Source organism: Streptomyces sp. McG3, assembly GCF_018619185.1.
In the GTDB taxonomy this organism is placed as follows: Bacteria; Actinomycetota; Actinomycetes; order Streptomycetales; family Streptomycetaceae; genus Streptomyces.
Window position 1 is genome coordinate 1 of record NZ_JAAXYC010000149.1, and the last position, 18,941, is coordinate 18,941.

17 protein-coding genes are annotated in these 18,941 nt (G+C 73.1%); 8 read left to right on the forward strand and 9 right to left on the reverse strand.

All coding sequences use genetic code 11. The annotated features are described in order from the left end of the window. Positions 1-382 precede the first annotated feature (382 nt). The 8 genes from HET64_RS22775 to HET64_RS22810 all read right to left on the reverse strand — a co-directional run bounded on the left by HET64_RS22775 (position 383) and on the right by HET64_RS22810 (position 10,191). Complete coding sequence (locus HET64_RS22775) at positions 383-2,113, reverse strand: PQQ-binding-like beta-propeller repeat protein (RefSeq protein WP_215108404.1); 1,731 nt, start codon at positions 2,111-2,113, stop codon at positions 383-385. 67 nt (positions 2,114-2,180) lie between these two features. Continuing rightward, positions 2,181-3,998, reverse strand: coding sequence for an ABC-F family ATP-binding cassette domain-containing protein (locus HET64_RS22780; RefSeq protein WP_215108406.1), 1,818 nt, complete (start codon positions 3,996-3,998; stop codon positions 2,181-2,183). A gap of 149 nt (positions 3,999-4,147) precedes the next feature. Then, positions 4,148-5,503 (reverse strand): acyltransferase, encoded by a 1,356-nt coding sequence (locus tag HET64_RS22785; protein WP_215108407.1) that lies wholly within the window; start codon positions 5,501-5,503, stop codon positions 4,148-4,150. Between the two features lie 119 nt (positions 5,504-5,622). Beyond that, positions 5,623-6,522 (reverse strand): 4-(cytidine 5'-diphospho)-2-C-methyl-D-erythritol kinase, encoded by a 900-nt coding sequence (locus HET64_RS22790; RefSeq protein WP_215108427.1) that lies wholly within the window; start codon positions 6,520-6,522, stop codon positions 5,623-5,625. A 5-nt stretch (positions 6,523-6,527) separates the two neighbouring features. Beyond that, entirely contained in the window at positions 6,528-7,400 is an 873-nt protein-coding gene (rsmA, locus tag HET64_RS22795) for a 16S rRNA (adenine(1518)-N(6)/adenine(1519)-N(6))-dimethyltransferase RsmA (protein WP_215108408.1), read from the reverse strand. Then, positions 7,397-8,653, reverse strand: a complete 1,257-nt coding sequence (locus HET64_RS22800; protein ID WP_215108409.1) for a resuscitation-promoting factor — start codon at positions 8,651-8,653, stop codon at positions 7,397-7,399. Before HET64_RS22800 ends, rsmA begins: the two co-directional genes overlap by 4 nt. Positions 8,654-8,771: 118 nt before the next feature. Further along, positions 8,772-9,644, reverse strand: coding sequence for a TatD family hydrolase (locus tag HET64_RS22805; RefSeq protein WP_215108410.1), 873 nt, complete (start codon positions 9,642-9,644; stop codon positions 8,772-8,774). A 178-nt stretch (positions 9,645-9,822) separates the two neighbouring features. Continuing rightward, complete coding sequence (locus tag HET64_RS22810) at positions 9,823-10,191, reverse strand: hypothetical protein (protein WP_215108411.1); 369 nt, start codon at positions 10,189-10,191, stop codon at positions 9,823-9,825. Positions 10,192-10,644: 453 nt separating this feature from the next. On the opposite strand from HET64_RS22810, the gene HET64_RS22815 reads away from it, so the two are divergent. From HET64_RS22815 to HET64_RS22835, 5 genes are read left to right on the forward strand one after another with little or no spacing between them, the layout of a single operon-like run. Then, positions 10,645-10,821, forward strand: coding sequence for a hypothetical protein (locus HET64_RS22815; RefSeq protein WP_007455151.1), 177 nt, complete (start codon positions 10,645-10,647; stop codon positions 10,819-10,821). Positions 10,822-10,831: 10 nt separating this feature from the next. After that, positions 10,832-11,539: a hypothetical protein gene (locus HET64_RS22820; protein ID WP_215108412.1), complete on the forward strand. Its 708-nt coding sequence runs from the start codon at positions 10,832-10,834 to the stop codon at positions 11,537-11,539. Then, positions 11,536-12,603 carry a hypothetical protein gene (locus HET64_RS22825; RefSeq protein ID WP_215108414.1) on the forward strand — a complete coding sequence of 356 codons (1,068 nt, stop codon included), beginning with the start codon at positions 11,536-11,538 and terminating at the stop codon, positions 12,601-12,603. The genes HET64_RS22820 and HET64_RS22825 overlap by 4 nt, the downstream gene beginning before the upstream one ends. Further along, on the forward strand, positions 12,600-13,529 hold the full coding sequence (locus tag HET64_RS22830) for a hypothetical protein (protein ID WP_215108416.1): 930 nt from the start codon (positions 12,600-12,602) through the stop codon (positions 13,527-13,529). Before HET64_RS22825 ends, HET64_RS22830 begins: the two co-directional genes overlap by 4 nt. Then, positions 13,526-14,593: a serine hydrolase gene (locus HET64_RS22835; RefSeq protein WP_215108418.1), complete on the forward strand. Its 1,068-nt coding sequence runs from the start codon at positions 13,526-13,528 to the stop codon at positions 14,591-14,593. The genes HET64_RS22830 and HET64_RS22835 overlap by 4 nt, the downstream gene beginning before the upstream one ends. 22 nt (positions 14,594-14,615) lie before the next feature. On the opposite strand, the gene rsmI is transcribed toward HET64_RS22835, so the two are convergent. Further along, entirely contained in the window at positions 14,616-15,512 is an 897-nt protein-coding gene (rsmI, locus tag HET64_RS22840) for a 16S rRNA (cytidine(1402)-2'-O)-methyltransferase (protein WP_215108420.1), read from the reverse strand. 53 nt (positions 15,513-15,565) lie between these two features. Between rsmI and HET64_RS22845 the strand changes: the two genes are divergently transcribed. From HET64_RS22845 to HET64_RS22855, 3 genes are all read left to right on the forward strand, one after another. Next, positions 15,566-17,335, forward strand: a complete 1,770-nt coding sequence (locus HET64_RS22845; RefSeq protein ID WP_215108421.1) for a dolichyl-phosphate-mannose--protein mannosyltransferase — start codon at positions 15,566-15,568, stop codon at positions 17,333-17,335. Between the two features lie 229 nt (positions 17,336-17,564). Then, positions 17,565-18,029, forward strand: a complete 465-nt coding sequence (locus tag HET64_RS22850) for a hypothetical protein (protein WP_308370324.1) — start codon at positions 17,565-17,567, stop codon at positions 18,027-18,029. 162 nt (positions 18,030-18,191) lie between these two features. Next, positions 18,192-18,815 carry a hypothetical protein gene (locus HET64_RS22855; RefSeq protein ID WP_215108425.1) on the forward strand — a complete coding sequence of 208 codons (624 nt, stop codon included), beginning with the start codon at positions 18,192-18,194 and terminating at the stop codon, positions 18,813-18,815. Positions 18,816-18,941 lie beyond the last annotated feature (126 nt).

Genomic DNA, 18,941 nt, shown 5'->3' on the forward strand with positions numbered 1-18,941 from the left:
GCCCCTGGGGCGCCTGACCGGGCGGTGCCTGCGGCGGCTTCGCCGGGTTCGGCTGGTCCTGGGGCTGCTGAGGAGCTCCGTTCGGCGGCTCCTGCGGAGCCCCGAAGCCTCCCTGCGGCGGTTGCTGGCTGGGCGGCTGGCTCATATCAGCACGTCCCCCTTCGTGCGGTCCGGTGCCCGAATCGGTCTCCCCCGCATTCCCAAGAGGGTCAATTCCCCTCGGAAAGGAGCGAATCGGGCATGGCTTCCGCGGTGTTGCGACAGTCGGGCGGGGCTTCTTTCTACCACCCGCCCCCCACCGGGAACCGGTTCGGGCCAACCCCTGTTCCCAAGGGAGAACCGCCTTGTGATGCCTCCGTTACGCCCCGGCGGAAGGTGATGGTCAGTCACCGAAGGCGATCATCGTCGGCAGCTCCGTCTCCTCCTCGTCGGAGGCCCCGGAGACATAGGTGAGCATGAGCAGCGAGCGGCCGCCGGTGTAGAGGACGAGCGGATCGGTGAAGGTGCGCTCGGTCACCGCGGCCGACGCCGGGTGGCGCAGGACCTGCTGCGGTGCGCCGCCGTCCGGTCCGAGCGCCACGATGCCGCCGCCGACGCCCTTGGTGCCGCTCTTCGCGCCGGGCGGGCTGAGGTAGATCAGCGCCTTGCCGCCTTCGACGCGCAGCGGCATCAGGGTCTGGCCGGCGGGTGCGGGGACCTTCCACTTCTTCTTGCCGGTGCTCATGTCGAAGGCGACGACGTCGTTGGTCAGCACCCCGTCCTCGAACCGGTGCTTCGTGGCGGTGTAGAGCGTGTCGGCGTCGGCGGTCACGCCGACGCAGGTGTCGAGGTTCGCGCCCACGTTCCGCCGCATGCCGGTGCACCGGGCCTCGGGGACGTCGTCGCCGGCGATGGGCCGGGAGCGGAGGGTTCCGTCGGCGTTCAGGACCGCGATCGCCCACTTGCCCTCGACCGCCCCGCCCTCGCGGAGCGAGATCACCGGCGGGTCGACGGAGTGGACTTCGTCGATCAGCCAGCCCTTCTCGGGCTTGTACGTCCACAGGGTCCGGCCGGTGGGCGGGTCGATGCGCCGCAGTTCCTCGATGACATCGCCGGCCTCGGACTCTCCGGCCGGCTGATCGCGGCAGCCGACAGCGGCGAGCAGGACGGCTCCGCCGGCGAGACCGTACGACTGGCAGGGGCCGGGCAGTTCGTCCCACAGGTGCTTGCCGTCACTGACGCGGTAGGCGTCGGTGCGGCCGACGCGCCCGATCGTCAGGACGTCGCCGCTGATCGCCATGACGATGTTCGCGAGCCCGTCCTGCGTCGGCGCCCGTTCGAAGGTCGCGGACCAGCCCGCCTCACCGGTGGCCAGATCGATCATCTGGAGCTTGTCGCAGACCGAATCCTCCGTGGAGGTGTCGGTCAGGAGCCCGATGACGATCTTCCCGTCCGCGGTCGGCCGGGTGGGTGCCGCGCAGACGTCGGAGGGCAGCCGCAGGCTCCACTTCCGCGATCCGTCGTCGAGGGAATAGCCGGACGCCGTGCGGTACATGGCCTTGGCCACGACATCGCCGACGACCCAGGGGCCGAGGGCGGAGGCGCCGCCCCCCGGCAGGTCCACGCCGTTCCTCTGGACCCAGCGGGCCTTCGCCTCGCCCTCCTTGCGGCCCTTGTTGATCTCCGCGGCCCCCGGGGCGCGCGTCGCCTTCGGGCCCGGCCCGGCGCCGGGCTGCTTCGGGGCGGCGCTCTCCTTCGCGAGGGGCTGCTTGTCGTCGGTGCCGTCGTCGCCGCCCACCGCGAACCAGACGCCGGCCCCGATGACGAGGACCCCGGCGAGCACGGCGGCGACGAGACCCGCGACCCGGCCCCGTGAGCGCCCGCCGGAGGGCGAGGGCCGGGGCCCCGGGTGGCCGTATGACACGGTGGGCGGCTGCGGCTGCGGCTGCGGCTGCGGCTGCGGGTAGCCGTACGGCGCCGTGGGCGGCGAGGCGTACGGGCCGGGCTGCGGCTGGGGCTGGTACTGAGGCGGCACGGGGGCTCCGTACGCACCGGGCTGCGGTTCGTACGGAGCGCCGAAGCCCTCCTGCTCCCCCGGCCCGCCCTGCGGCGGCGGCTGCGGCGGCTGCGACATCGGTGTGGTCCCCCTCGAACGTACGGTCCCTGCCGTCCCGTTCTACCACCTGCCGCGCCGCCGCCCGTCAGGCGTCCTCGGCCAGTTCCAGCCAGCGCATCTCCAACTCGTCCCGCTCGGTGACGAGTTCGCGCAGCTCGGCGTCGAGCCCCGCGACCTTCCCGAAGTCGGTGGCGTTGTCGGCGATCTGCTTGTGCAGCGCGGTCTCCCGGGTGGAGAGCTTGTCGAGCTGCCGCTCGACCTTCTGGAGCTCCTTCTTCGCGGCGCGGGCCTCCTGCGCCGAGACGGCCGGGGCCGCGGCGGCCGCGGTGGACGTACGGGGTGCGGCGGCGGAGGGGGTGGACTCCTCCTCCATCCGCTGCCGGCGCTCCAGGTACTCGTCGATCCCGCGCGGCAGCATGCGCAGGGCGCGGTCGCCGAGGAGCGCCATGACCCGGTCGGTGGTCCGCTCGATGAAGAACCGGTCGTGGGAGATCACGATCATCGACCCGGGCCAGCTGTCGAGGAGGTCCTCCAGCTGCGTCAGGGTCTCGATGTCGAGGTCGTTGGTGGGCTCGTCGAGGAAGAGGACGTTGGGCTCGTCCATCAGCAGCCGCAGGATCTGGAGCCGGCGGCGCTCACCGCCGGAGAGGTCGCCGACGGGCGTCCACTGCTTCTCCTTGGTGAAGCCGAACTGCTCGCAGAGCTGACCGGCGGTCATCTCGCGGCCCTTGCCGAGATCGACCCGGTCGCGCACCTGCTGGACGGCCTCCAGGACCCGGAGGTTCGGGTTGAGCTCGGTGACCTCCTGGGAGAGGTAGGCGAGCTTGACGGTCTTGCCGACGACGACCTTCCCGGCGGCGGGCTGCTCGTCGCCCTGGGTGCGGGCGGCCTGGGCGAGCGCGCGCAGCAGCGAGGTCTTGCCCGCGCCGTTGACGCCGACCAGGCCGATGCGGTCGCCGGGGCCGAGCTGCCAGGTGAGGTGGGTGAGAAGGGTCTTGGGGCCGGCCTGGACGGTCACGTCCTCCAGGTCGAAGACGGTCTTGCCGAGGCGGGCGTTGGCGAACTTCATCAGCTCGCTGGTGTCGCGCGGCGGCGGCACGTCGGCGATGAGTTCGTTGGCGGCCTCGATGCGGTAGCGCGGCTTGGAGGTACGGGCGGGGGCGCCGCGGCGCAGCCAGGCCAGCTCCTTGCGCATGAGGTTCTGCCGCTTGGACTCCTCGGTGGCGGCGATGCGCTCCCGCTCGGCGCGGGCGAACACGTAGTCGCTGTAGCCGCCCTCGTACTCGTGGACGGTGCCGCGCTGGACGTCCCACATGCGGGTGCAGACCTGGTCGAGGAACCACCGGTCGTGGGTGACGCAGACGAGGGCGGAGCGCCGGGTCCGCAGGTGGCCGGCCAGCCAGGAGATGCCCTCGACGTCGAGGTGGTTGGTGGGCTCGTCGAGGACGATCAGGTCCTGTTCGTCGATGAGGAGCTTGGCCAGCGCGATACGGCGGCGCTCGCCACCGGAGAGCGGGGCGATGACGGTGTCGAGCCCGTGCTCGAAGCCGGGGAGGGCCAGGCCGCCGAAGAGCCCGGTGAGCACGTCGCGGATCTTGGCGCTGCCCGCCCACTCGTGGTCGGCGAGATCGCCGATGACCTCCTGGCGGATGGTCTTCTCCGGGTCCAGGGAATCGTGCTGGGTGAGGACGCCGAGTCGCAGCCCGCCGTTGTGGGTGACGCGGCCGGTGTCCGCGTCCTCCAGCTTGGCGAGCATCCGGATGAGGGTGGTCTTGCCGTCGCCGTTGCGGCCCACGACACCGATCCGGTCGCCCTCGGAGACCCCGAGGGATACACCGTCGAGCAGGGCACGGGTGCCGTACACCTTGCTGACCTGCTCGACATTGACCAGATTGACGGCCATTTCACTCCTGCCTAGGGGTTGATCGACCTTCCCAGGGTACGGCGCGGCGCCGGGGGTCCGGTCGCCCGGCCTTGCCCGTCGGCTGCTCTCCTCGATCGACCGTCCGGAGAACGGCGGCGGCACGGTGCGGGAGCTGCCTGCCGGTACCACTACGGCCGCTGAAGCCCGCCGCGCCCTGGCCCCCGCCCCGCCCGCTCCACCAGCAGCCAGCCGCCCAGGGTCATCGCGACGGCGGCCGGGGCGCTGACCGGGATCGCGATCAGCAGGGCGGTACGGCCGTCCAGCAGGCCGTCGAAGCCGACCATGGACAGGCCCAGCACGCCGAGCAGGCAGAGCGTCGCGCCGAGGGCGGCGAGGGGGCCGGCCCCGGCGGCCCCGGGTGCCGTGGAGGGCCGGGAGGTCCCGGAGACCGGACGTTCGAAGGTGCGGAAGGCGGCGACGAGCCCGGCGGTGAGGGCCGCCGCGAGGGCGAGCCGCAGCGGGACCTGGGCCCACCAGGCGGCCGACGCCGGCTCGGGCAGCTCGACGTCGAGGGCGAGCAGCGCCCCGTACACCCCGAACATCGCCGTGAGGTGCCAGAGGAACGCGGTCATCGCCACCCCGTTGGCCGCCACCACCGTGCGCCAGACCCGGGGGCGCTCCAGCAGGCGGGCGACCGGGGCGCGGAGGAGTTCGACCGCGCCGACGAGCCAGAGGCCGTGGCAGAGCAGGGCGAGGGTGGGCGGGGCCATGTTGCTGACCTTCTCGCCGGGCATCCCGACCATGGACAGCGGGTACGGCCCGAACGCCACCACCGCGATCGCGGTGACCAGGCCCGCCCCGGCGAGGAGCGCGGGGCGGCGGATGCGGCCGTCGGCGCGCAGGAACCCGAGCTGGTGGACGGCCAGCCAGACGAACGCGAAGTTCAGGAACTCGACGTACGGGACTCCGGCCGCGAAGCGCAGCACGTCCACCGCGAGCGCCGCCCCGGCCAGTCCGGCGAAGGCCCCCCAGCCGTACCGCTCGTGCAGCCTCAGCAGCGGAGGGGTGAAGGCGACCATCGCCAGGTAGATCCCGATGAACCACAGCGGCTGGGTCACCATGCGCAGGGTGACGCCGGTCAGTCCGCCGCCCCCGCCGAGGAGTTGGACCAGCAGCGCCGCCGCACCCCAGACCAGGACGAAGACCGTGGTCGGGCGCAGCAGCCGCTGGAGCCGGGCGCGCAGGAAGGCCGGGTAGACGGAGTCCTCGGACCCCTCGGGGCGCTTGCGGAGGAGCGAGCGGTAGGAGAGAGCGTGGGAGAAGCCGCCGACGAAGAAGAACACCGGCATGACCTGGAGCAGCCAGGTCAGCGGCTGGAGCGCCGGGACGACGGCGAGCAGGTTGCCCACCCCGTCCGGGGTGACGGCGGCCATCAGCCAGTGGCCGAGCACGACCGCGCCGAGCGAGGCGACCCGCAGGAGGTCGACGTAGCGGTCCCGGGTGACGGGCGTCGCCACGGCCAGTTCACGAACACTTGATCCCATGGACGTACGGTCGCGCGGACCGGGCGGGGCGCGGCAGCGCGACCGTACTCAGATCCCGGGTGAGTACGCGGGTCGGAGGGAAGACACGAGGGGCGGAGGGGGAAGAAGCGGCGCGGGGGTCAGATCGCCTTCGCGCCCGGTGCGGGGGCCACCGCCGTGCGCGCCTCGCGGCACGTCCCGGAGGCCATCAGCGCGTCGGCCACCTTGCGGGCCGCCGACTCGTCCTCCACCAGGAACGCCGTCGTCGGCCCGGACCCGGAGACCAGGGCGGCCAGGGCCCCCGCCTCGGTGCCCGCGGCCAGGGTCTCGGCGAGGGAGGGGCGCAGGGAGAGCGCGGCGGGCTGGAGGTCGTTGCTCAGGGCGCCCGCGAGTGCGCCGGAGTCGCCGGAGCGCAGGGCGGCCAGCAGCGCGGGGGACGCGGTCGGCTCCGGGACGTCGGTGCCGGCCGTGAGGCGGTCGAACTCGGCGTAGACGGCGGGGGTGGAGAGCCCGCCGTCCGCCACCGCGAAGACCCAGTGGAAGGTGCCGCCGACCTCGATCGGGGTCAGCTTCTCGCCCCGCCCGGTGCCGAGCGCGGCCCCGCCGACCAGGCTGAACGGCACGTCACTGCCCAGCTCCGCGCAGATGGCCAGCAGCTCGTCGCGGCTCGCGCCGGTCCCCCACAGGGCGTCGCAGGCGACGAGCGCGGCGGCCCCGTCGGCGCTGCCGCCCGCCATGCCGCCCGCGACCGGGATGTCCTTGGCGATGTGCAGGTGGACGGCGGGCTCGACGCCGTACCGCTCGGCCAGGGCGAGGGCGGCGCGGGCGGCGAGGTTGGTCGTGTCCAGGGGGACCTGGGCGGCGTCGGGGCCCGAGCAGGTGATGCGCAGCTCGTCGGCGGGGGCCGCGGTGACCTCGTCGTACAGGCCGACGGCGAGGAAGACGTTGGCCAGGTCGTGGAAGCCGTCGGGGCGGGCGGCGCCCACGGCGAGCTGGACGTTGACCTTGGCGGGGACGCGGACGGTGACGGCGGTGCTCACGGAACTCACAGGGCCGCCTCCGGCTTGTTCTCGGCGATCGCCGCGAACTCCTCCACCGTCAGCGCCTCGCCGCGCGCCTGCGGCGAGATCCCGGCGGCGACGAGCGCCGCCTCGGCGGCGGGCGCGGAGCCGGCCCAGCCGGAGAGCGCGGCGCGCAGGGTCTTGCGGCGCTGGGCGAAGGCGGCGTCCACGACGGCGAAGACCTCGGCGCGGGACGCGGTGGTGGCGATCGGCTCGGTGCGCCGGACCAGGGAGACGAGCCCGGAGTCGACGTTCGGGGCGGGCCAGAAGACGGTGCGGCCGATGGACCCGGCGCGCTTGACCTCCGCGTACCAGTTGGCCTTCACCGACGGCACGCCGTAGACCTTGTTGCCGGGGCGGGCGGCGAGGCGGTCGGCGACCTCGGCCTGGACCATGACGAGGGTCCGCTCGATGCTGGGGAAGCGCTCCAGCATGGTCAGCAGGACGGGCACGGCCACGTTGTACGGGAGGTTCGCGACGAGCGCCGTGGGCGCGGGGCCGGGCAGTTCGGTGACCTGCATCGCGTCGGAGTGGACCAGGGCGAAGCGGTCGGCGCGCTCCGGCATCCGGGCCTCGACCGTGGCGGGCAGCGCGGCGGCGAGCACGTCGTCGATCTCGACCGCGACGACGCGGTCCGCCGCCTCCAGGAGCGCCAGGGTCAGTGAGCCGAGCCCGGGACCGACCTCGACGACGGTGTCGTCCGGGCGGACCTCGGCCGTGCGCACGATGCGGCGGACGGTGTTGGCGTCGATGACGAAGTTCTGACCGCGCTGCTTGGTGGGGCGTACGCCCAGCTTCGCGGCCAGGTCGCGGATGTCTGCGGGGCCCAGGAGGGCGTCGGGCTCTGTGCTGCTCACCCGGTAAGCCTACGGCCGCAGTGGGGCCACGGACTCGCCCCCCGCTGCACGTACAGCTTCTTCGCCCGGTACGTCTGCTCGGTGGCGGGCGCGTCCTGGGGGCGGCCGCTGCCCCCGAGGGACTGCCAGGTCCGGGTGTCGAACTGGTACAGCCCGCCGTACGTCCCGCTCGGGTCCACCGCGCCGGGACGGCCGCCGGACTCGCAGGCGGCGAGCGCGGACCAGTTCAGCCCGTCCGCCCCGGCGACCGACGCGGGGCGCTGCCGGGTGCCGGTGCGCACGACGCGGCTGACCGGCAGGTGGACGAGTTCCTCGGCGGTCCTGCGCGGTTTCTGCCGGACGCCGTTGACGGTCCGGACCGCGTACGTGACCCGGCGCACCCCGTTGCGGCCGGCCCGCTCGATGACCTCGGCGCCCCGGAACAGCTCGGGGTCCTCGCTCCGTTCGACGGCGTACGGGACCGTCTCCTCGTGCACCTCGCGGGTGTCGGTGATCCGCATGACGGAGATCGTCTGGCCGTCGCGCGGGAAGCTCGCGGGGTCGACGGAGGTGGTGTCGTGGCCGTGCAGGCTGATGCCCGCCTCGGCGAGGGCCTCGTGGACGGTGGCGGCGTTGGTGCGCACGGTGCGTTCCTGGCCGTCGGCCATGAAGGTCACGGCGCGTTCGGTGCGGACGGTGAGGGTCAGGCCGGTGCGGGCGATCCGTGCGGAGCGGGCGGCGGAGAGGTACGCGCCCTCGGCGCGGATCCCGCATGCGCGCAGGGCCCCGGCCACGGTGTCGGCGGTCGTCCAGACCTGGCGGCGGACGCCGTCGAGGGTGAGGGTGAGCGGTCGCCCGTGGCGGACGACGACCTCGTCGCCGTGGTCGAGGCCGGTGCCGGGGGCCGGGGAGACGACGTCGTGCGCGCCGACGGTGACGCCCTCCTCCGCCAGGAGCCCGGTGACGTCGTCGGCGAAGGTGTGCAGGGTCCGGGGTGTGCCGTCGACGCTCAGGCGGACGGCCTTGTCGTGGGCGACGAACGCGGTGGTGCCGCCGGCCAGGAAGGCGACGACGAGGGCTTTCGGGACGAGGCGCCGCAGGCTCCCGGGGTGAGCGACGAGCGTCCGGCGGCGCTTGGCGGCCCGCCGGGCGTCGGCCCGGGTGGGGCCCTGCCGGGGCACCCCGGGCGGCGGGGCGAGCGGGGTGCCGGCCACGGTCGGCTGCTCGTGGAACGCGCCGAGGCGCCTGTCCTGCGAAGTGTTCACGCCGTTCACGCCGCTCCCGAAGATCCGCCCGCTGCCGCCCCGTCGTGCGCGGGGACGATAGCCGAGCGGCGGTGACTCTCCAAAGCGACACGACTACGCAGCGTGCCCACACCGGTCGGGCCGGCGGTCAGAAATCAAACGCGCGCGCGGTGTTGTCGTAGATCGCGGCGGCCAGCACGTCCTCGTCGAGACCCTTCACCTCGGCCATGGCGCGGAGCGTGACCGGGATGAGGTAGGGCGCGTTGGGCCGCCCTCGGTACGGGGCGGGGGTGAGGAAAGGGGCGTCCGTCTCGACGAGGACCAGCTCGGCCGGGGCGACGGCCAGGGCGTCCCGCAGCGGCTGGGCGTTCTTGAAGGTCACGTTGCCCGCGAAGGACATGAAGTACCCGGCCCGCGCGCAGATCCGGGCCATGTCGGCGTCGCCGGAGTAGCAGTGGAACACGGTCCTCTCCGGCGCGCCCGCGTCGAGCAGGACCCGCAGGACGTCCTCGTGCGCGTCGCGGTCGTGGATGACCAGGGCCTTGCCGTGCCGCTTGGCGATCTCGATGTGGGCCCGGAAGGACTCCTCCTGGGCGGCGACGCCCTCGGGTCCGGTGCGGAAGAAGTCCAGGCCCGTCTCGCCGACCCCGCGTACGTGGTCGAGGGCGGCCAGCGCGTCGATCTCCGCGAGCGCCTCGTCCAGCGCCGCCCTGCCGCCGGGCTCCCTCGCCCCCTGCCGCGCGGTGCCGGCGGTGCCCTCATACCCGTGGACGATGCGCGGGGCCTCGTTGGGGTGCAGGGCGACCGAGGCGTGGACGGCGGGGTGCGCGGCCGCGGTGTCGGCGGCCCACCGGGAGCCGGCCACGTCGCAGCCGACCTGGACGACGGCCGTCACGTTCACCGCTGCGGCCCGGGCGAGGGCCTCCTCGACGGTGGCGTCCTGCATGTCCAGGTGCGTGTGGGAGTCGGCGACCGGAACCCGCAGGGGCTCGGGCAGCGGCGGGGCTTCGGTACGGCTCATGCCGACGATCGTACGAGGGCCCCACCCTCGTACGATCGTCGGCTGCGGAAGCCACCCGGGAACGTCATCCGCGACGGAAGGCCCACCCCGTCCGCGCCGGAAGGATCACGTCACCCGCGGTGGTCGGTCTCTGTCACCCGCGGTGGTCCGCCGGTGTCACCCCGGCGGAAGGGATGGCTCACCTGCGGTGGAAGGGGTGGAGCAGGTCGGACAGGCGCCAGTGGCGGGCCGGGGTGGCGGCGGTCGACACCGTCCCGTCCTTCGCGGCCTCCGCCGCGCGCGGCGCCTGTTGCTTGCGCAGCAGTTCCTGGACGCCGGCGACCCGCCCCGCCCGCATGATGCGCACCACGTGTCCGCCGCAGTTCGTGCAGGTGGGCGTGGAGAGCGGGGACGGCACGCGCTCGCCGTCCGCCGTGTAGACGACGAAGGCGTGACCGTGGACGTCGACATGGTGCTCTATCTCGTAGGACTGCTCCCAGCCGTACCCGCACTTCATGCAGGCGAAGGCATACGCCTCATGGACGGTGGTGGCTGCGATCTCGCTCATGCCTGCTCCTCTTGGCCGCGGGTCACGCGCTCCGGGGGCGGGCGGCCCGCCCGAGGGTTTTCGAGCAGGTGGCCCGTCCCCTCCAGTGGACACCTGCACCCGTACGGACGCACCAGCTCGGAGGCAATATTGGTGCGTTCTTGGCCTCCTTTGGAGGCCCTTTGCCGACGCATGGCAGGGGACTGGACCAAGGGAGGGCGGCGTGTGACCGCCGGATCGTCGAGCGCCCCCGAGCGCGCCGTGCACCGGTCGTGAATGCGCCCGGCGCACCACCCCTGCCCACCCTCCCCGCTTCCTTGTATTCCCGGGCTTTTCATCCGCCCGCGCGCCATGAATTCACCATTCAATTGAAATCGCGATGTACCCGGATGTCACACGCCGATTTGCGGCGCCCCCATTCCTCCTTTTCACTCATTACGTCCACCCCATTTCCCACAGGACGGGGAACAACCCATGTTCACCACGGACACCACTGCCACCGACATCGAGCTCGACCTCGACGCCGCCCTCAACCCGGGCGAGGTCGAAGGCCTGTACCGCGACTCCCGCGAGTGCGCCTATCTCGCGCTTCTCGCGGGCGGCGGCGCGCTGCTCCTCTCGCCCCCGACCCCGCGCCCGAAGAAGGGCTAGTCGACGGCACATGGACCAGACACATGCTTCGTCGCCCCTCGCGGGCGCCGTGCATGACCTGGCAACAGAGGTGGTCCTCGCTCTTCGGAGCGGGGACCACCTCGCCACGGTGTGCGGCGCGGCGGGAATCGACGAGGAGAATCGGACCGGAATCGCGGCGGCACGGGTCATCGGGGCCGACCTGCTGCTGCCCAGTGTTCTCTACGGACGTCATCCGCATCCGGGTGACGTCGCCGTGCTCGACCGGGCGGTGCGGGAGTTCCCGCCCAAGCCCGACGCTCCGGCCGCGACGGCGTGGAGCCACTGGCACATGATCTCCACGCTCCAGCGGATGGCGCCGCCCCCACCGGGTGCGGCTGCTCCCGCGACGTACGCGGAGCCCGACGCCGCCTGGCTGGAGGGGGCGCCCTGGCAGGCGTTCACCCACCAGCTCTCGGTCCTCGCACCGCTCGCCGTCCCGGCCGCCCCCTCGGCCGTGCGGCAGGCCGCGACGCACCGGGCCGTCGACCTGTCGCGCGGCTTCGTCCGCGCGGTCCGGCGGCGCGACTGGCTCCAGGCGGCGGGCGCGGGCCGCTGGCTCGCGGCCATCGGCGGCGAACCCGCGACGCTGGGCCTGGAACGCGGCCTGGACTTCGTCGAGCTGATGGGCGGCCACGACCCCCGGGTCACCCTCCATGTGCGGGCCGCCCGGCTGATGGCCGAAGCGAGGGCACGGTGACCACGACCGCGACCGAGGGCCCCTCCCAGGACCGCCCGGCCAAGGGCCCGCGGGGACGCCCGGGGCCCGGGGCCGGGGCCGACCGGGAGCATCCGGCCCCCGGCGTCGCGCTCGCACTGCTCCCCGGCGTCCTGCGCTCCGCCCTCGCCTGGACCGACGCGCACCGGGCGGACTTCACACTCCCCGACGACGTCCTGGAACCCCACACCCAGGTCAACGCCACGCTGAAGCCCCTGGGAGAACTGGCCCAGCTCGGCTCCACGATCCGCCGCACCACCACCCCCGGCACCCCGGAACACGAACTGGCCGGGGAGCTCGTCACGTACGCCTGGGAACAGGTCGCGGCGGGCGAACTGCTGCTGGAGCTGCTGCGCGCCGAGCCGTTCGCCGCGTACCCGTACGAGATCTACGCCGCCTTCGCCGGGTACGGACTGCGCCACGACGGCTTCGAGGCCCTGGCCCTCCCGCTCACCGCGACCCGCGCCTGGGCCCACACCGAGCAGCACGCCAACCGGCAGCTGGGCCTGGTCAACTCCGAGCGGCGGGTCGGCGTGGTGACCCACACCGACGCCGGCGCGGTCCTGTCCCGGACCTGGCTGGGCGGCCTGTCGGAGCCCTGGATGTTCGAGGGCCCCTCCGGCTACGCGCTGACCCACACCGTCTTCCACCTCACGGACTGGGGCCGGATGCCCGACCGGGTCCCCGCGAGGATCGACGGCTATCTGCGGACCTGGCTGCCCGCGTGGGCCGACGGCTGCCTGGAGAGCGGCCAGTGGGACCTCACCGGCGAGCTGCTGGCGGTGGCGGCGTCGTTGCCGGCGCCCGCGCCCGTCGGGCTGCTGGACGCGGTGTGGCCGGTGCTCGCCGACGTACAGCATCCGACCGGCTGCGTCCCGGAGACCGGCGTACCGGTCGAGGACCCCGCGCCGGACCCGTACCCCTTCATCGACTGCTACCACTCCACACTCGTGACGGCCTTCGCCGCGGCCCTGTCCCTGAGGTCGCTGCGCGGGGCGGCCGGGGCCGGCGAGGCCGTGCCCGGCCGGGAAAGGCGGACCGCATGAGCAGCGGCATCCAGCAGATCCACGACGTGGGGGCGAAGGCCCTGGGCTGGCTGTACGAACACCGGGAGGGGTTCCGGCTGGAGGCCGACCCGTCCCCGGAGGCGGGGATGCTGGACCGCTTCAAGCCGCTGGGCGAGCTGGCGCTGATCGGCAAGGTCATCTTCCGCGAGGGCGTGGCCGGCTCGCAGCAGTCCTCCCTGGCCCACAAGCTCCTGGACCACGCCTGGCACGAACTGCTGGGCTCCGGGACACGGTTGCTGGAGGGCCAGCGGCGCGAACCGCTCTCGCCGGTGCCGCTGGAGGTCTACGTACCGTTCCGTGAGCTGGGCTACCGGCAGCCGGACCTGGAGTCAGCGATCCGCCTCAACCACCGGCTGTCGAGCTGGGCGGCGCTGGAGGTGCTGCCGGTGCGGCGGCTCGGCCTGAGCGCGATCGAGCGGCGCTTCGGGGTGGAGCCGAGCATCCCGGAGACGGCGGCGCTGGCCCACACCTGGCTGGCGCGGCGGGCCGAGCCGTGGACGGTCGAGGGCCACATCGGCTACGACATCACGCACACGGTGTTCCACCTCACCGACTGGGGCGAGAAGCCGGCCGGGCTGCCCGCCGACATCGCGGAGTACCTGGCGCTGTGGCTGCCGGTCTGGCTGGACGACTGGCTGGACCTGAAGCGCTGGGACCTGCTGGGCGAGCTGCTGGTCGTCGACGCGTGCCTCCCCGAACCGACGCTGGACCCGGCGGCCTGGCAGGGGTTCGCGCAGGCCCAGCAGCCGGACGGGGCGATGCCGGTGGTCGGCGGGATGCCGGAGGGCGACGAGGAGGCGGTGTTCGACCTCGTCTACCACCCGACGCTGGTCGCCGCGTTCGCCTCGGCGCTCGCGATGTCCCGGGCCCTGTCCGACCTCTCCGCCGCCCCGGCCCCGGCATGACGGACGCGACGGCGGTCCGCGTGGACACCCCCGGCTCCCCGGCCACGGCCCTCCTCCTGGCCGAGGCGGCCCGTGCGGTCGACGCCCCGGACGTGGTGCTCGCGGTCAGCCGGAACGGGGTGCGCACCGTCCACACCGGGGGGAGCGGGGAGCCCGGGCCGGTCCCCCGTGAGCTGCTGGGCCACGAGCTGGGCTCGGCGTCGAAGCCGTACGCGGGGCTGCTGCTGGCCCGGCTGGTGGCGCAGGGCCGGGTGCGGTACGAGGACCGGGCGGCGGACCTGCTGGCCCCGGGCTTCCCGGTGCACCCGGCGGTGCGCCGGATCACCCTGCGCCATCTGCTCACCCACACCTCGGGGCTGCCGGGCCTGCCCGCCGACTTCTACCCGCAGGCGGTGCCCCGCTGGTCCACCGACCCGTACGGCGGCTACCCGGCCGACCGGGTGGTCCGGGCCTTCCTGCGGGCCCGCCCGCGCCACCGCCCCGGGACCCGCTGGCACTACTCGAACTTCGCCGTCTCGGTCCTGGGCCACACCCTGGCGGCGGCCACCGGGACCCCGTGGGAGGTCCTGCTGCACCAGCAGGTGCTGGCCCCGCTGCGCCTGGACGCGACCCGGGTGCGCCCGGGCCCGGAGGGCACGGAGGCGGTCGGCCACCGCCGCGACGGGACGCCGGTGCCCGCGCTGGACACCGGGGGCTTCACGGCGGCGGGCGCGGTCCGGGCGACCCCGCTGGACCTGCTGACGTTCCTGGAGGCGCACCTGGAGGCCCGTCCGGGCGGGCCCGACCCCCGGGACCCGACGCTGGCCGCCGCGCTCACCGAGGTGTCCCGCCCCCTGCTGCGGCGGGGCCTGCGGCACGCGCACACCCACACGCTCACGTGGTTCCACCACCCGTCCCCGTACGGCCCGGTCCTCTTCCACGCGGGAGCGACCCTGGGCCAGCAGGCGTTCCTGGGCTTCCGGCCGGAGACGGGCCTCGCGGTGGCGGCGACGGCGACACGGCGGGTGCACCGGGCGGACACGTTCGTCGCGACGGCGTACGGCCTGCTGACGGAGACGCCGTAGGCGCTACGGCTTCGGCGCGGCGCTACGGCTTCGCCGGCTCGCCCTTCTCCGCGCTCTTCTCCGCGTTCTTGGCGGCCACCACCGCGTCGAAGACGTCCCGCTTGGGCAGTCCCGCCGCGGCGGCGACGGCGGCGATCGCCTCCTTGCGCCGCTCCCCCGCCTCCTCGCGCACGCGCACGCGCCGCACCAACTCCTCGGCGTCCAGCCCCTCGTCGCCGGAGTCGGTGGCGCCCTCCACGACGACGGTGATCTCCCCGCGTACGCCGTCGGCGGCCCACACGGCCAGCTCGCCGAGCGGACCGCGCTTGACCTCCTCGTACGTCTTGGTCAGCTCCCGGCACACGGCGGCGCGGCGCTCGGCGCCGAAGACCTCCGCCATCGCGGCGAGGGTGTCGTCGAGCCGGTGGGGAGCCTCGAAGAAGACCATGGTGCGCCGCTCGTCCCCGACCTCGCGGAGCTTGGAGAGCCGTTCACCCGCCTTGCGGGGCAGAAACCCCTCGAAGCAGAAGCGGTCCACGGGCAGCCCGGAGAGCGCGAGCGCGGTGAGTACGGCGCTGGGCCCCGGGACGGCGGTGACGCGGATGTCCTTCTCCACGGCGGCGGCGACGAGCCGGTAGCCGGGGTCCGAGACGGACGGCATGCCCGCGTCCGTGACGAGCAGGACTCGCGCGCCGCCGGTCAGGGCTTCGACGAGTTCCGGCGTACGGGCCGACTCGTTCCCCTCGAAGTAGGAGACGACACGCCCCGAGGTGTGGATGCCGAGCGCCTGGGTGAGCCGGCGCAGCCGCCGGGTGTCCTCGGCGGCGACGACGTCGGCCCGCTCCAGTTCGGCGGCGAGGCGTGGCGGGGCGTCCGACACGTCACCGATGGGGGTCCCTGCGAGCACGAGCGTTCCAGTCGTTCCAGTCACATCAGCCATCCTCGCAGCACGGGCAGCGCCCTTCGCACAGATGCGTTCCCTACGATGGCGCGGTGACGAGTACCGCACCCGAGACCCAGCGGGGCCAAGACGCCGGGGACCCGCTCGGCGAACAGCCGACCTCCTGGCAACGGCGGCTGCGCCGCTTCGGCCATGTTCCCCGGCCGGAGACCTCTCTCCGCGACCGGCTGGACCCGCCGTACACCCGGCCGGGACGGCAGATGTGGTCGGTGCTCGCGATCCCGCCGCATGTGGCCGACCGGCTGGTGCGGTGGTCCGGCTGGGGCGGCCCACTGCTCGTGACGCTGGTCGCCGGGCTGCTGCGCTTCTGGCGGCTGGACCAGCCGCACGCGGTGATATTCGACGAGACGTATTACGCGAAGGACGCGTGGGCGCTGGTCAACCAGGGGTACGAGGGGTCCTGGCCCAAGGACGTCGACAAACTGATCCTGAAGGACCCCTCGTCCGTCCCGATCCCGACCGACCCGGGCTATGTGGTGCATCCGCCGGTCGGCAAGTGGATCATCGGGCTCGGCGAGCAGTTGTTCGGCTTCACGCCGTTCGGCTGGCGCTTCATGGTGGCGGTGCTCGGCACCATCTCCGTGCTTCTCCTCTGCCGGATCGGCCGGCGGCTGTTCCGCTCCACGTTCCTGGGCTGTCTGGCGGGGCTGCTGCTCGCGGTGGACGGGCTGCACTTCGTGATGAGCCGGACCGCGCTGCTCGACCTGATCGTCATGTTCTTCGTGCTGGCCGCGTTCGGCTGCCTGGTGGCCGACCGTGACCATGCCCGCCGCCGACTGGCCGACGCGCTGCCGGTCGACGAGGAGGGGGTCCTGCGCCCGGACGCCCGGATCGCGGAGACCCTGCGCCTGGGGTGGCGGCCGTGGCGGCTGGCGGCGGGCGTGATGCTGGGCCTGGCCTTCGCCACGAAGTGGAACGGCCTCTACGTCCTGGCCGCGTTCGGCCTGATGACGGTCCTGTGGGACGTCGGGGCCCGGCGCACGGCAGGGGCCGTGCACCCGTACCAGGCGGTGCTGCGCCGCGACCTGATCCCCGCGTTCCTCTCCACGGTGCCGGTCGCGATCGTCACGTACGTCGTGTCGTGGACCGGCTGGATCGTCACGGACAAGGGCTACTACCGGAACTGGGCGGCCACCGAGGGCAAGGACTCCTCCTGGAGCTGGCTGTTCCCGGACTGGCTGCGCAGCCTGTGGCACTACGAGAACCAGGTGTACGACTTCCACGTCGGCCTGACCTCGGGCCACACCTACGAGTCCAACCCGTGGAGCTGGCTCGTGCTGGGCCGGCCCGTTTCGTACTACTACGAGGAGCAGGCGGGCTGCAAGGAGTCGGCGACCGGCAAGTGCGCCAGCGAGGTCCTCGCCATCGGCACCCCGCTGCTGTGGTGGCTGGCCTGCTTCGCCCTCGCGTACGTCGTCTGGCGCTGGTTCTTCCGCCGCGACTGGCGGGCGGGCGCCATCGCCTGCGGTGTGGTGGCGGGCTGGCTGCCCTGGTTCTTCTACCAGGAGCGGACGATCTTCCTCTTCTACGCGGTGGTCTTCGTCCCGTTCCTGTGTCTGGCCGTGACGATGATGCTGGGCGCGATCGCGGGCCCGGCGGCGGGCACGGGCGCCCGGGCCGAACTGGGCCTCACCACCCACGACCCCACCGGCGAACGCCGCCGCACACTGGGGGTGATCGCGGTGGGCGTGCTGGTGCTCCTGATCGTCTGGAACTTCATCTACTTCTGGCCGCTGCTCACCGGGACGTCGATCCCGGAGGACCTGTGGCGGGACCGGATGTGGCTGGACACCTGGGTGTAGCCGGGGAAACGGCCCCTGCCCGCGCGTGTGTCCGCACGCGCATACCCCTCGTGCTTGCCGAACCTCATGACGCCAGGCGACCCAACGGGCAGGATTGGGCACCTGCCGCGTCCGTCGCGTGGCGGCCCGGCTGTCGGGCGAGCAGGGGCATGGGGGCGCGGTGGGACAGCTCGACGCACAGGATGCCCGCAGGAGATGGGCAGAAGAGGCTTACTCGGCGTTGGTCGACGTGGCTCGTACGTATCACGCGGTCATCACCTACAAGGAGCTGGCAGAGGAGATACAGGCCCGGTCAGGCATCCGCACCCAGGTCCTGCTCCACAACTGGATCGGCCCGATCCTCGGCAGGGTGGTCCGTGAAGCGCACCGAAGAGGAGATCCGCCGCTGACCGCCCTGGTCGTCCACACCGACGACGGCATGGTGGGCGCGGGCTACAAGGACGTCCTGGAGACCGCGGGGCAGCCCCCTGTGGACGGAGTGGAGGAGCGCGAACGGCATGCTGCCGAAGCACGGCTCGCTTGCTACCGGCACTTCGGTGCGACTCTCCCCGCCGGCGGCGGAACCGCTGCGCTTTCTCCCAGGCACCAAGCGGCCATCGAGCGCCGACGAGGCGGAAGCGAGACGCCGGCTCCTGTGTGCACCAGCTGCTTCGTCGAGCTTCCGGTGACAGGAGTCTGCGACTCCTGCGGATAGGTGTCAGCCTGGCAGCGAGCTCCCCTCGATATGCCTGACCTGTGGTTTCTCCACTGGTGGGTGCTCTCGGGGAAGTCGTTGCCCGGGGGGGCTGCGCACCCGGTGGGCGGGAAGCGAGAAATGACCTCGCCCACCGCCTGCCGACGGACAACAATGCCGGGCATGGGGACAGACATTCACGGCTTCATCGAGTGCCGGTGGGATCGCTGGCTGGACGAGGACGATCGCGAGTGGTTCCAGGCCATCGACCTCTCGCACCTCTACAACGGGCGCGACTACGTTGCCTTCGGCTCCCTGTTCGGTGTCCGCGACACCACCTCGTTCCGCGCACTCGCCGATCACCGGGGCCTCCCTCACGACGTGTCGAAGGGAGTCCTCGCCGACTTCGAGACCTGGGGTGACGAGCTGCACGGCGAGTCCTGGATCTCCTGGGCGGAGCTGACAGCCGCCGATGGGGACGAGGTCTCGAACGAGGTCGACGGCTGTGTTCACGAGTTCCGCCGGAGCGCAGGCGGCAGCTGGAAGATGCACGGACGGAACTCCGGACTCACCCGGTTTGCCGAACTGTCCGGCCTCACCGATGCCCGGCAGCTCTACTCGGCGGGCAGCGTCTACCCCGAGGACACCGAGTGGCCGGACGGCGACAGGCTTTTCCGCGTCGGCCGCCTGCGGCGAAAGGACGTCGTGCCCGACAGCGAATGGGGTGCCGTCTGGTCGGTCATGCGCACGTTGGCGCGTCTGCACGGCGACGAGGGAGTCCGCCTGGTCGTCTGGTTCGACGGCTGACGTGCATCTGTGCTCGACCAGTGCACGTCAGAGATACGCCCAACCTCGACGTCGACCGGAGGCTGCCCCGGTGCTCAGCCGGCCCTCTGCCTGCTCCTGGAACGCGGGCGGGCCGCGTTCCAGGAG

Excerpts from the sequence above, each read along its gene's own strand:
- HET64_RS22785 (WP_215108407.1), bottom strand. The coding sequence starts at position 5,503 with ATGGGATCAAGTGTTCGTGAACTGGCCGTGGCGACGCCCGTCACCCGG.
- HET64_RS22835 (WP_215108418.1), top strand. The coding sequence starts at position 13,526 with ATGACGGACGCGACGGCGGTCCGCGTGGACACCCCCGGCTCCCCGGCC.
- HET64_RS22855 (WP_215108425.1), top strand. The coding sequence starts at position 18,192 with ATGGGGACAGACATTCACGGCTTCATCGAGTGCCGGTGGGATCGCTGG.
- rsmI (WP_215108420.1), bottom strand. The coding sequence starts at position 15,512 with ATGGCTGATGTGACTGGAACGACTGGAACGCTCGTGCTCGCAGGGACC.
- HET64_RS22815 (WP_007455151.1), top strand. The coding sequence starts at position 10,645 with ATGTTCACCACGGACACCACTGCCACCGACATCGAGCTCGACCTCGAC.
- HET64_RS22805 (WP_215108410.1), bottom strand. The coding sequence starts at position 9,644 with ATGAGCCGTACCGAAGCCCCGCCGCTGCCCGAGCCCCTGCGGGTTCCG.
- HET64_RS22830 (WP_215108416.1), top strand. The coding sequence starts at position 12,600 with ATGAGCAGCGGCATCCAGCAGATCCACGACGTGGGGGCGAAGGCCCTG.
- HET64_RS22820 (WP_215108412.1), top strand. The coding sequence starts at position 10,832 with ATGGACCAGACACATGCTTCGTCGCCCCTCGCGGGCGCCGTGCATGAC.
- HET64_RS22810 (WP_215108411.1), bottom strand. The coding sequence starts at position 10,191 with ATGAGCGAGATCGCAGCCACCACCGTCCATGAGGCGTATGCCTTCGCC.
- HET64_RS22775 (WP_215108404.1), bottom strand. The coding sequence starts at position 2,113 with ATGTCGCAGCCGCCGCAGCCGCCGCCGCAGGGCGGGCCGGGGGAGCAG.
- HET64_RS22780 (WP_215108406.1), bottom strand. The coding sequence starts at position 3,998 with ATGGCCGTCAATCTGGTCAATGTCGAGCAGGTCAGCAAGGTGTACGGC.